Genomic DNA, 13,192 nt, shown 5'->3' on the forward strand with positions numbered 1-13,192 from the left:
CGCCAGTTCAAAGAATCAGGCGCCCGGCTATCAGATCGGCTGAGTCAGAGCCTCCTTCGACTCACGCATGATTTGGGCGTGCTCCGCCTTATCGCCGCCGGCAATCTCGATCAAACACAAACGCTCGGAGTTCTTCACCACCATTCGGCAACGCTCCCAGCGGCGGGCATGGAAGTTATCCAGCGCTGTCTGAAGATCATCATTGGCGGCCAACTCCTGAGCGAGCACGATGCCGCTCTCGATACCGATGCCGGCACCCGATGCCAGATGTGGAGTGGTAGCGGCGACGGTATCGCCGATCATGACCAGGCGGCCGCGGTTCCAAGGTTGGGGTACGAGCAGGTTGGCCAGCGGGCGATAATCGATATTGGCCTCTTGCTTCAGTGCATGAGGGATGAGCGACCTCACCATGGGGTCGTCAAAGTGGGTCATCAGATCGCTGAATACCTGAGGCCAGGTTTCGGGGTCGATATGCTCCTTGGTCGGGCGGTCCTCGGTGATAAACATGTACATATGGGTTTTAGAGACCGGGTTGATACCCAGTTTGAGGTGTTTCCCAAGCCACATGCGGGGACGCTCCAAACCATCCGGACGCGGCATCACGGCGCGCCAGACGCCCTGACCGATATACTCGGGCTCCTTCACTTCCGGGAAAAATTCCGCCCGTAGTTTGGAGTGCACACCGTCGGCCCCTATGACCAGATCGTAGCGACCCCGGGTACCATCGGTAAAACTGACCGACACGGAATCATCGGCCAATTCGACCTTTTCGAAGGTACATCCCAACCGCACCGAAACGCCGGCTCCACGGGTGGCATCCGCCAGCATGCGCGCCAGGGCCGGACGCATAATGCCGCCGCCGCCGGATACATCCGAACCAACCGGTTTCGGTGTTGGCAGTGTGGCAAAGTGTTTACCATCGGCCATACAGATATCGACGCCGTCGGAGACGAAGCCTTCATCCAGGAAACGCTGGTATAGCCCGAGCGATTCCAGCGCCCGCAGCGTGGCGCCGTTGATCGTGATACCGGCACCCAGCGGACACCAATCAGGATCGATCTCGACCAGATCGACCTCTATCCCGCCTTTTCTCAGCTCTATCGCCGCGGACATCCCGGAAAACCCGCCGCCAATCACAAGTACTTTATTAACCGCCGTCATCTTTTTTCTCCTTATATTTCAGCTACACCGTGACTCGAACATCACGGTGCCCTCTGTATCTTCGCGTACCGTCAGCTGTTGAAGCCGTTTACCCGGACAGGGGCCCTGTATGCACACCCCTGTCGCTATCTCGAACAGCGCACCATGTGCATAGCAGGTGATATACGTGCCTTGACTGTTCAGATACCGGTCTTTGCGCCATGCCATGGAGGCTCCGGCCACATGGGGGCAGGCGTTCAGCCAGCCATAAAGCCGCCCGTCGCGGCGAACCAGAAACATGGAATCCCTCCCCTCTCCATGCGGATCGAAACCGCGAGATTCGCCTTCAGGCACATCCTCGGATCGACACAACGGGATCAGCCTGGTCACGCTCTCCATCCTCTCGCCCCTATCCCTGCGCTGCGTTTTCCGCCAGGTTCATCAGGCGGCTAAAAAGTTGCTTGAACGCGGCATCGGTATCGGCGTCGAAGCGAGGATCCTCGTTGGCTTCAAAGGCTTGCGCCATCGCCGCCCAGTCCGAAGGCAACAGGTATTGCCGTGCAGCCGGCAACACCTGCTCCTCTTCGCTCTTCATGTGCCGCCACTGCATCTGAGCAAACTTCTCCACTTCAACGGACAGTCGAGCGATAGATCCATTGATGCCGGACTTGCACAGATTCAGAGCCGCGTGGATATCCGATAAGTAGCTCGCACCGAGCTTGTGTTGTTGCTCCAGCTCCTCCAGCACGGCATCACACGCCTCTGTGCGCTCACGCAGAGCGGCGAAAAGGTAACGATCCTCTTTGGGGTGATGCAGGGTCTCGGGAAAACGTTCGATATAGAGGAGCATCGCATCCAGCAATGCGAAGTCCGGATGGGTCTCAGCCCGCAGGGCTTCGGCGATCAGATGCTGGAGCCCGCGAATGACCGCGGCCAACGAACGATGCTCTCTCTTTATAACCGCGATCGCGCGCGTCTCGTCGTCCATTCGCAGATTGCTTCCGACCTGCGCCACCAGCACGGGCAAGGTGGTGTCCTGGAGAACCTTGCGCGTGACAGAGCCGTGTAATACCCCCTTCAACCCTCGGTGGCCATGTGACGCCATGAAAATCAGGTCGCAACCCAACTCCTTGGCCGCTGCGAGAATTACCCGTTCGGGATGATCGCTGGTTTTGATAAGTGATGAGGCCGAAACGCCTGCGGCAAAGGAGGCTGCCTCGGCTCTGGAGGTAATCCCGTTCGAGTTGCCCCTGGCCGCCACGGAGAAAGCGTCGGGTGCCATCGCCTCAAGCAGCGCACCATCTGAACTCGCACCAAAGTCAGGGCGGGCATGGAAAAAGGTAACTCGCGCGCCGATACTGCGAGCAAAGGTGATCGCATGCTCCACTGTTGCGTCGGAAAGCGCCGATCCATCTATGGGTACAAGTAGATGCTGGTACATATCAGCTCCCGCATTGATTCGAGGAAGTTGAACAGAGTGGCTTTGCCCGTTCCTGCCCCAGGGTTTCCAGCACGATATTCGCACTTGCTGCCTTGTCGGGTTTCATCAGGAAGTGAGCCAAGGCCGGTAGAAATACCAACGCCCCTAGCATGTTCCACAGGAACATGAACGCCAGCAGCAACCCCATATCGGCCTGGAATTTGATCGGACTGGCAACCCAGGTCACAACGCCTACCGCCAACGTTACGCCGGTGAGCATGACCACCTTTCCGGTGAACCGAAGTGCCCGCAGATAGGCCTGAGACAGCGTCGCGCCCTGGCGCAGTTGCGCCTGAGTCACCGAGAGAATGTAGAGTGCGTAGTCGATACCGATCCCCACGCCCAGCGCGATGACCGGCAGTGTCGCCACCTTGACGCCCATGCCGAGCGCCACCATCAGTGCTTCGGCCAGAACCGAGGTCAGCATCAACGGCAGTATCGCAACCACCACAGCGCGCCAGGATCGGAAGGTGATGAAGGAGAGCAGAATCACCGCGCCATAGACCAGGAACAGCATGTCGCGCCACGCCTCTTTGACCGCGATATTGGTGGCGGCCTGAATACCGGCGCTGCCCGCTGCGAGCATGAACTTCACATCGTCGGTATCGTTATTTGCGGCAAACATCTCCACGTAATCGACGACTTGAGTCAGGGTATCCGCCTTGTGATCGCTCAGGTAGACATACAGCGTCAGCAGATCGCAGCCGTTGTTATAGAGTCCACGCGGCGCTCCGGCGGTAATGTAGTTGAGCATGCTTTGGTTAGGCAGGAACTCATACCATTTCGGATTGCCCTCGTTCAGCCCCGACAGGACTCGCCGTGACAGCAGTGATAGTGAATTGGTGGACTCAACACCGGGTAGCTGGCGTAACTGCCACTCCAGCGCATCGACCTTGTTCAGTGTCTCGTATCGGGAGCAGGCATTCGCCGGGGTTTTGATCATCACCGCCAAGACATCACTGGAGGCGCCGTAGTGCTGGTTCATGAACGCCACGTCACGGTTGTAACGGCTATCCGCGCGCAGTTCAGGGGCTCCCTGATCCAGATCGCCTATCTTCAGTTGGGTACTGACGGCAAAGCCTGCCACCGCCAGGACAGCACCGCCGAGAATAGCCGCCGTCGCCCAACGACGTCCGGTGAACCGGTCGAGCAGATTCCACAGCGCCTGTTCTCGGGTGGTTTTATCAGTGCTGGACTCGCCGGCGATACTGCGTTTGGCTGCCTCATCGCTGACTCCGACATAGGAGAGCAGGATCGGAAGTAAGATCAGGTTGGTGAAGATCAGCACCGCCACGCCGATCGATGCCGCAATGGCCAGCTCCCGGATCACCTGGATATCGATCACCAGCAGCACCGCGAAACCGACCGCGTCAGCCAGCAGTGCTGTCAGGCCTGCAAGAAACAGTCGACGGAAGGTAAAGCGAGCGGCCACCAGCTTGTCAAAGCCGCGCCCTACATCCTGCATGATGCCGTTCATCTTTTGCGCACCGTGGCTCATGCCGATGGCGAAGACCAGGAATGGCACCAGAATCGAATAGGGATCCAGCACATACCCCAGTGTCGGTAACAGACCGAGCTGCCAGATAACGGCGGTCAACGAGGCAAACACCACCAGCAGTGTGGAGCGCACGCAGCGGGTAAACCAAAATACGGTGGCGGTAGCGATCACAACGGCCATGGCGAAGAAGGTGAGCACCGACCGAACCCCGTCGATCAGATCGCCGATGATTTTGGCGAAGCCGGTAATATGGATCGCAACGCCCTGCGCTTCATACTTGTCACGCAACTGCTCCAGCTTGTCGGCAAAGATTGCATAATCCAACGGGTTGCCATCGGCATCGGTATCCAGCAGTGGCAGATAGATGATGCTTGAATTACCGTCCACCGCTACCAGTTGCCCGATCTCCCCCGAGCGGGCGATGTTGGCGCCCAGCTGTTTCAGACTCTGCGGAGAACCATCGTAACCGTCCGGGATCACAGGGCCCCCTTCCAGCCCCTCTTCGGTCACGCCGATCCAGCGGGTACCAGGGGTCCACAGCGATTTCATCTGAACACGATCAACCCCCGGCAACAGGAAAAGCTCGTCGCTGAGCTGGCGCAGTGTTTCCATATAATCGGCGTCGTACAGGGAGCCGTCCGGGTTTTCCACCGCCACTCGCACTGCATTGCCGAGGCCAGTCAGCTCACTCTGGTATTGAAGGTAATTCAGGATATAGGGCTGGCTACCCGGCAACGTCTTTTCAAAGCTGGCGTTGAGTTCCAGTTTCAAGGCCTGCCATCCCAGAACCGCCGTGATGACTGCGCAAAGCAGGACAACCAGAAGCCGGTTATTGAATAGCAGCCGCTCGATAATGGATCCCGAACTCGGATCGAACGGCTCCAGACTGGATACGGAGGGAGGGGCGGTATACTTCACTTTTTATCTCCTAGATCGACCTTGAAAACGCCCTGCACGCTGAGTGCAAGGAGCTCTCCGGTATCGGTCGCGAGGATATTGGTAAGCGGCGGCATGGGAGGCACAGGCAAGCGAACGAGCGCACCGTTACGCACCTCCATTACCATTCCGGCCTGATTAACCATCAGCACAGATCCGTCGGGCCGCGCCAGCACAGCGGTGATCGAGGCGTCGACAGGGGTATCCAGCTGTTGCCAGGTCGAACCGTTATCGCTGGAGTGCCAGACGTTGCCACGCAGCCCAGCCAGAAGGATTTCGTCGCCGCCGAGCAGTTCGGCGGCAAAATAGCTACCCTCGTAGGGTGGTTCGAGCTCTTTGAATAGACGCCCGCCATCCAGTGACAAGCGGATCAGCCCTTGCTCTCCGGCAATCAGTACACGCCCCCCGTTACGGCGAATCGCATACTGATGCATGCCGAAATCATTACCCAGACGATCCTGCCAGGAGTGCCAGGTCTCACCGCCATCTTCGCTACGTAATGCGATCCCATAGGCACCGACAACAGACAGGTAATCAGGCCCGTCCACCAGCAGATCCAGCATCGGCTTGTCAGGGCCATCGGCAACCAGCCGCTCAGCCATCAGGATCGCACTCTCTTCGCCGCCGGCTTTGGCCTGTTCAAGTGCCATCTGAGCTACCTGCTTACCATCCAGCAGCTTTTCCCAAGACTCACCTGCATCGGTCGATTTCAGCACTGTTCCGGCATGGCCAATCGCGTAGCCTGTCGTGTCATCGGCGAACCGCACAGCCGTAAGAGTCACGCTTACCGGTACACGGCCCTGCCGCCAGTGCGCACCCTTATCATCGGAAAACAGAATCAATCCCCGCTCGCCAACCACTACGATCCGCTTTCCGGCCATCGCGCCGCCCAGCAGTACTGCATGGGCACCGAGTTCTGTCATTTGCGCAGGTCGATCCAGAGCATCGGTCACCGGCGCGGCATAGAGGCAGGTATTCATTCCGGTCAGCGCTAGCGCGCCTGCGATCAGGCTAGTCCTGAGTGCCCGCTTGATGGGCTGATTCATGCATAGCTTCGTTGGGAATTTCATGCCACGCCCTCCTTAACCGGCGCCTTGCTATCGCTCAGACGGGTGAAAAGAAAGCTCAGGGTTGCCAATGTCCCGAATAGCGATGCGGCCAGGCCAAGGCTCTCGTAGCCAAAACTCTTGACCAGCGTGCCCCCCAGCAACGGACCCACGGCAGCGCCGGTCATCAACATGGCGGGAGTGGCCGCCATGGCACGGCCGGATCTGTCGAGCCTGGCAAGCGCACCGAATACAAAGGTGTGGGTAAAGATCATCACCGCAGCAAAGAATGAAGCGGCGGCGGCATAGCCATAGAATGCAGTTGAACTGACGATAGTATACGCCAGCATAGCCTGGACTACCGGACCAGCCACCATCACAACCTGTGCCGGTATCCGCTTCTCCAGCACCCCTGCCAACGCCGCCGGGAACAGATTGACAAGTCCGAGCGCGACCAAAACGCCGGTGATCGCTTCGATCCCAAACTCCCGTTGATGACCAACGCGTTCGAGAAAACTGAACGTCATCGCTTGAACCAGCGCCATCAAACTGATGCCCAGGATGCCGAACCACACGGCTTTAGGTAGACGCTCGGTGCTCGGGGCGGATGAATGCTCGGTCCGGCCGGCGCTCTTTGGCGATTGCTCAACAACCGGGAATGCAAAAGCCGATACTGCAGCAGCCAGCATCATGATGATGGCAAATACGACGAAGAGAGCCGCCCCTCCTTTTGCCTCGATCAGACCGGGCGTTGCCCCGAGGAAGATCACCGAAAAAATGCCCAACGCGAAACCGACAATGGAAAACAACCGATGGGGGTGCCCGCTCCGTGCGATCGTCCCATGGGTCACGCTCAGGGCAGCACCGACGCAGAGTCCGGCTATTCCATGCAAGATGCCCATTAGCAGAAAGCTTTGAGTTCTGGAGACCAGCGCAAAACAGACACCGACCAGGAGGAAACCAATGCCGGCGACCGATTTTGTGGGCAGGCGGTAGAATCGCGGCGCCAGCGTTACACTGGCGATCACCGCGCCCAACAGGAACAGTGTCACGAGACTGCCGCTCTGTTGAGGGTCCAGTCCGTAATGCTGAATCAAGGTGCCGATCCAAACCGGTAGTGCAACCAGATCCAGCATCCCCGCGCAGTGGGCCACCATGAGTGCTATGCAACCACGCGTACCAAAGTTCATAGCCATGACTGCGCGCCTCCGGCAGGTTGCGCCGGCTTGAGGCTCGAGCCCACAATGCGACTGAGTTTCAGGCAACCAAACAGCATCGTGCCTCTCCCATTGTTATGTTTATTGTCACCGGAGCGCCCCCAGGGAGCGCTCCGCGTTGGGTTTTCATCGTTAAGGTCGGGCTATTGCTTCAGGCGTAATCACCCTTCGCTGTCGAATCGGGACCCGGTGCCCATTTTTTGCGGTAACCCAACAGGAAGGCCTGGGAAGCGTCGGCACCAAGGCTCGACACACGGGGTACCCAGTTGGCGTCGTGCAGGTCCATGTCGGCGTCCATCTCCATACGGCAACCGAACGGGCTGTTGAAATACCAGAACCAGTTGGAACCGAGGATATGGCGGCCCGGGCCCCAGAAGGGTTGATAGCCTTTCTCCACGAACCGAGAACCGTTCTGCAACACCTCGGTGGGACCGCCAAAATGGAAGGTAAAGTGCTCTACACCCTTCATGTGAGGCGGTGCACCGATCAGAAAGTGAGTGTGGTGATCCAGTGTTCCCGCCGGCTGGATAAACGGGCCGACACCTTCGAACCGGTCGGTACAACGGAACCCAAGTCGCTCCACATAGAACGCCTCAGCCTTTGCCACATCCGGAACGAAGTAAACGATATGCGAGAGTGTGCGGGGATGGATCTGACCCGCGTCGTCGTTGACGCCCAACTGGTTTACGGCGCGCTGTATGGGTGCCCCAGGCACATTGGCAAGTTCACCCATCTTGTCCACGGATCGGCGTACAGTGACCTGAAAACCCAGCACGAAGCCTGAGTCATCCACGGACTCGATAGAGCCATCCTCCAGGTAACGGACGTCACGATCTTTGGACAACTCATCCGCGATCGCCTTCAAGGCTGACTCATCTGCAACACCCATTACGGTTTTGCGCAGCATGCAGCCGGTTTCCATCGCCTTGGGCAGACTTTCGTCAGAGGCGTGAGCGATGATGACGGATGTGCCATCCAGCGCCTCGAAGCGACCACCTTTCTCGGTGGCACCAACAGGGATCAAGCCATAATCCGTCAGATACTCGGCGCAACCGGCCACATCATCGACACCAAAAACAACGGCGTCCAAACCTACAATTTTCATTGTTATCTCTCCTGATTCCTATGTATTCATGCCGTGCGACCGCCGAGGGTTTCTGCTACCCAGTCGGCGATATAAGCACCCGCGTTTGCTGAGTTATCAAAGCTGGAGTGCTGCACTCCTCCCTCGCGCTCGGTGAAGATTTTCAGTTCCCGTTTCGGACTGTTGATGAGTTGGTCATAGGTGCGCTGCGCCCAGTGCAGCGGAATTTGGGAATCTTTCTCGCCATGGGTGACCAGGAAGGGAACCTTGATCCGGTCCAGTACGCCATCCAGGTGGACGTTCTCGGCAATCGCCATGAACTCGTCCATATCCTTGGCACCCCAAACCCAGCGGACATGATTCCAGTAGTGCGGCACCGGGAAGTCACCCTCTTTGGCCAGGCGCTTTTTCTGCACATCACGCCAGTCATGATTGGCACCCCACACAACGCCACAGGCAAAACGCGGCTCGAAGGCGACCGCGCGCGGGCAGTAGTAGCCTCCCAGAGAAACACCCTCCATACCGATCCGCTTTGGATCGACATCGGCACGAGTTTCAAGCCAGTCCACGACTTTGCGCGCCCAATGTTCTGTGTCATAGCGAGCATGCAGTCCCTGCAAACGTAACGCCTCTCCGGTTCCCGGCTGATCGACGATCAGTGAAGAGACACCGCGTTTTGCCAGCCAGCGCGGTAGACCAACGCCGTATTTCATCTCTTTGGTGGAGTCCAGGCCATTAACCTGGACCAGAATCGGTGCCGGGCCATCTACACCCTCTGCCCTTACATACAGGGCAGAGAGGTGTTTGCCCTCATAGGGGATCTCAACGCGTTCGCAGTTCTCTTTCGCCAGATCAATCCCTTTGTTGAATACTTCCAGGACACGCTGGTACAAGGCCATCCGTCCCGGCGCATCATGAGCCTGGAGACGCTCGGCAGTGAGGAAATAAGTTGCCGCTCGAACATATTTGTCGCCGGCCGAAATCATCCGCCCCTTGGACTCGTCTTCGTCAGCCAGTGAGCAGAGCTTATCTGCCATCCGTGACCAGGTTTCCCTGAACGCCTGTGTACCCGCCGCATCGGGTGCTTTCGCGGCTTCTTGCAGAGGCGCACACATCTCTTCGATTTCGCCCATCTTGGCACCCATCTCGATAGCCAGATCGACAGACAGGTTCCAGACATAATTGGTGGGGAAGTAACGGAACATACACTCTCCTATAAAAATCCTTCACAAGGCGAAGAACCATCCATCAAACACCTGGCCGTTGATCGTGCCCAGGCTGTGCCAAACGACACTGGCTCCGCGAATCAATGCAACACTGTTAAAAAAAGCCCCCGGCCAGTCCCTGAGTTTCCAGCGCCAATTCCGGGGGCAAAAGGCGATCCGATCTGTCGCCTCGATACCGGCTTGTAGCCCACAATTCCGGTTTCGAGGCACGAGCATCCTGCTGCTCCGAGGGGGGAAGGAGCAGAAGATTCACTCGTCAGCGGTCTCTTCGGGATAGGTGTATAAGGGCTCACACTATCCCGACAGGTTTCAGATCAGGTTCGCGTCAGGTTATCGAACCCCTTGGGCTGCCAGCCCCTGGCCTGTAAAAGTGGAGGTTGGCCAGCGCTTAGAGGGTCGATGATGGAATTTCTTGTCATTCAGGACGTTGGCCACATAGCCTTCACCGGACAGGAGATCGTAATAACCAAAGGTCTGTTGCACGGTTCCCGGGAAGTCAGGCATGACATAGTTGAACAGCCAAAGCGATTTCCACAGCTGGCCTTTGCCATCCCAGCGATCACCGAGCACGGCCTGCCAAGTGTCCTCATCCAGGTAATAGAGGCTTCGCGGAGCCTGGTGACGTTTTCCATCAGCCAGTGTTGCTTCCACCACCCAGACACGGTGGAGTTCCCAGCGCACGGCTTCCGGATTCAGATGATGGCCCGAAATAATGTTGTCCTCGCTGTACTGGAGGAAACGATTCTGGTTATACGGCACCAGCATCTCTTTCTTGCCAACCAGCTTCCAGTTGAAGATGTCGGTTCGGCCCGCAAAAACGCTCAATTCGTCGAACGACATGAGCCCTGCTGTTGCCGGTGTCGGTGTATCACAGCAGGCGCTTGGCAGGCGGCGCACCCGTCGCTGTCCGGTGAGATAGACGTATGCCGCGGACTCATCGGCATCCAAATTGGTCCGCCCGACAATCATTTCGCCGGCACGGATGGGTGGGCCGGAGTTTACGAGGTTCACCTCCCAGTAGTAGCCGTCATAACCATCGGCGGAGCCCTCTTCGAAGTAATAGGGCATACGCTGACGAATCAGGCCATCAGTGGTCAGTACGACCTTTCCATCTGTCGTAATCTGGTACTGGCTAAGGTCCGCCTCCCAAGCGGTGCCACGCCAGGCCAGCAGATGGTTATTGATCGCCTCCAGACCTGTCTTGGGGATTGGAAACGGAATACCGCCGTACGCACCTTTCAGGGTGTAGCCGTCCATTTCGGCATTCACAGCGTTCCGGGCCGTATTGTCGTATACCCATTGCGGAGCGACTGCCGTGCGGTGGGTGGGATAAACATTCAGTTTGTATGTATCGGGGTATTTGCGCAGCAGCGCCTTGACCCCATCAGTCAGCTTGTCTTCGTACTGATCCATGTTCTGAGCGCTCACTGTAAACAGCGGTGCCTCATCCTTGAACGGATCGCCCCGGCGTCCGCCCGGTTCATCACCGGGGATCTGCTGCGTATAACCACCGGTCCAGGCGGGAATGGAACCATCGGCGTTACCCGCCTTCTCGCCTCCCAATGGGGTCAGCTCGCTACCTAATTTTGCCGCCTCTTCTGCACTGACACCCGCGAGCGCCGACATCGACACACAGCCAAGTAAAGCAGCGAACAACCGGGCCTTAGGGATTTGTATATTCTTGTTATACATAAAGATCTCCCGAAATCAGAAAGTAGTACTCACGGACAGGGAGATGAAATCCCGGTCTTTGAGTGCCTGCTTGAATTGAGCATTGCTGTTGTTGTCCAGCGTCGAGCCTTCGGGACCAAAGAAGGTGACGTAGTTGAGCGAGCCCTGCCACTGGTTCAGATAAAGCACCTTTACGCCGAGGTTCAGATCGCCGCCCCTGTCGACGCCAAATGCGTTACCCAAAGCGGAGGACTTGCCCCAGGTGTAACCCAGACCGACTGAAGGGCTGACGTCTGCACCGGAGAACAACTGGCGGTAGGTCGGCGTATACACCATCCTCAAACCGATCGCTGACTTGTCCGCGTTCGGATTAAGCATCTCCTCGTTCTTGTCGACCGATACCCGTGTGTTCCACGCAACCTCACCAACGAAACTGGCCTCGTCAGAGATAAAGCTTGGGCCCAGGCTGGCCAACCAGGAGAACTGGGCGTGTGCGGTTTCACCGACGGCGTAACCCGGGTTGCTGTCGTTGTCGAAATCGGTATGAACACCAATGGTGGGCAGGATGGTCTGGCCGGAGCTGGCCAGAGGCGTATTTTGACGATAGGAGATTTCACCGGCCAGGCTCCAACTACCGACACTGGTCGCGATGCTGGCCCCGTAGGCGCGAATACCCTCATGGTAGACCCAACGATACTTGTCCGCGGTCAAGGCCGGCGGGAAACCGTTCAGGTATGTCCAGATGTTACTCGGGCCTGTTGCGTGATATCTGATCGCGTACAGACCCAAATCACTATCGAGTGACGGTACGTACCAACGTAGCTGAAGACCGTACTGTCCGGTATCGGAGGGTTCCAGGTCACCTGCACGCTCAAAGGTCCCGACCGGACCGGCCAAGATTCTCTCACCCTCAAGAGCGTCACTTCCTGACAGGTAGGCACCGGTCGGGATCAGCCGCGCCTTCTCCCACTCGTAGCCCACATAAGCACCCAACGACATACTATCGTTCAACGGGAGATCAACGGATAGCTTGCCAGTGGGGCGAGCCACCTCCTTGAACTGGGAGTTGGGCACCGACAGAAGCTTTACAACATCGAAAGGGGCCTGCCCGCCCGCAATACCGTTAGCGCCGAAGAAGAGACTTTCGCCCCAAAGCAGGGTATGGCGACCCAAGCGTACGGTACCCATGTTATCGCCGACAGGGAAACGGCCGTATACAAACGCATCCAGTATCTCGGCGTCGCCGCCCATCACATCCTGGGTATGATCCGAAAATTGATCACCGGGAACATGGTTGGAGGTGGTTGTATCGGCGTCGTTGCGGCCGTGATACACATCGTCGTACCAAGCAGCCGCACTTACGCGTGCGCCCACATTGCCATATCGAGCGTCGAACTCAGACAACAGATCCAGTCGATTAGAGACAAGTCCCTTGTCGAAGTTGTTGTCACCGTCATCCTGGTTGACGTTATTCGGTCCAACAACGTTAAAGCCGGAATCGAACTGCGTGCTTGCAAGTCCCGGCGATCGGTCATCTACACGAAAAGCCGTGCTGTACTTAACAGTATTGTCCCATCGAAGTTTGAGATCGGAATCACCCATCTCGATCTCGAAAGCCTGGGCCGAACCGGCCGCCATCATCAGCGCGCAAGCCAAGGCGGTAGGACGGAAGGGATGCGCCCCTGCCGTGGTAGCTGTCGTCATATCTCCCTCCTCCATTTTATGGAGTTTTTGTTTTTATACGGGCTGGCTCGGTGTCGGATAGAACAACACTCGGAGGCCTGCTATTACGCTGCTTCGAATCGCCCAAGCAGGTATCAACACAGGGCCAAGATACGAAAAGGGTGACCTTTCAGTAAAACGCTTTAAACTGAACCCATGATTCGATGAAATC

General features: G+C 57.5%; 10 protein-coding genes. All 10 read right to left on the reverse strand.

Annotated features, from left to right (window positions below; all coding sequences use genetic code 11):
• Window positions 1–30: 30 nt before the first annotated feature.
• The 10 genes from KQ940_RS11540 to KQ940_RS11585 all read right to left on the reverse strand — a co-directional run bounded on the left by KQ940_RS11540 (window position 31) and on the right by KQ940_RS11585 (window position 13,002).
• On the reverse strand, window positions 31–1,161 hold the full coding sequence (locus KQ940_RS11540; protein ID WP_217413780.1) for an FAD-dependent oxidoreductase: 1,131 nt from the start codon (window positions 1,159–1,161) through the stop codon (window positions 31–33).
• 18 nt (window positions 1,162–1,179) lie between these two features.
• On the reverse strand, window positions 1,180–1,530 hold the full coding sequence (locus KQ940_RS11545) for a Rieske (2Fe-2S) protein (protein ID WP_217413781.1): 351 nt from the start codon (window positions 1,528–1,530) through the stop codon (window positions 1,180–1,182).
• Window positions 1,531–1,549: 19 nt separating this feature from the next.
• On the reverse strand, window positions 1,550–2,581 hold the full coding sequence (locus tag KQ940_RS11550) for a universal stress protein (RefSeq protein WP_217413782.1): 1,032 nt from the start codon (window positions 2,579–2,581) through the stop codon (window positions 1,550–1,552).
• 1 nt (window position 2,582) lies between these two features.
• The gene (locus KQ940_RS11555; protein ID WP_217413783.1) at window positions 2,583–5,036 is read right to left on the reverse strand and encodes an efflux RND transporter permease subunit; all 2,454 of its coding nucleotides are present in this window, start codon (window positions 5,034–5,036) and stop codon (window positions 2,583–2,585) included.
• Window positions 5,033–6,124 carry a WD40/YVTN/BNR-like repeat-containing protein gene (locus KQ940_RS11560; RefSeq protein WP_217413784.1) on the reverse strand — a complete coding sequence of 364 codons (1,092 nt, stop codon included), beginning with the start codon at window positions 6,122–6,124 and terminating at the stop codon, window positions 5,033–5,035. Before KQ940_RS11560 ends, KQ940_RS11555 begins: the two co-directional genes overlap by 4 nt.
• Window positions 6,121–7,296 (reverse strand): MFS transporter, encoded by a 1,176-nt coding sequence (locus KQ940_RS11565; protein ID WP_217413785.1) that lies wholly within the window; start codon window positions 7,294–7,296, stop codon window positions 6,121–6,123. The genes KQ940_RS11560 and KQ940_RS11565 overlap by 4 nt, the downstream gene beginning before the upstream one ends.
• Before the next feature lie 172 nt (window positions 7,297–7,468).
• Window positions 7,469–8,422, reverse strand: a complete 954-nt coding sequence (locus KQ940_RS11570; RefSeq protein ID WP_217413786.1) for a VOC family protein — start codon at window positions 8,420–8,422, stop codon at window positions 7,469–7,471.
• Window positions 8,423–8,448: 26 nt separating this feature from the next.
• Entirely contained in the window at window positions 8,449–9,606 is a 1,158-nt protein-coding gene (locus KQ940_RS11575; RefSeq protein ID WP_217413787.1) for an alpha/beta hydrolase family protein, read from the reverse strand.
• A gap of 351 nt (window positions 9,607–9,957) precedes the next feature.
• On the reverse strand, window positions 9,958–11,319 hold the full coding sequence (locus KQ940_RS11580) for a DUF1329 domain-containing protein (protein ID WP_217413788.1): 1,362 nt from the start codon (window positions 11,317–11,319) through the stop codon (window positions 9,958–9,960).
• 15 nt (window positions 11,320–11,334) lie between these two features.
• Window positions 11,335–13,002, reverse strand: coding sequence for a DUF1302 domain-containing protein (locus KQ940_RS11585; protein WP_217413789.1), 1,668 nt, complete (start codon window positions 13,000–13,002; stop codon window positions 11,335–11,337).
• Window positions 13,003–13,192: the final 190 nt, after the last annotated feature.

It is taken from the genome of Marinobacterium ramblicola, assembly GCF_019084545.1.
GTDB classification, from domain to species: domain Bacteria; phylum Pseudomonadota; class Gammaproteobacteria; order Pseudomonadales; family Balneatricaceae; genus Marinobacterium_D; species Marinobacterium_D ramblicola.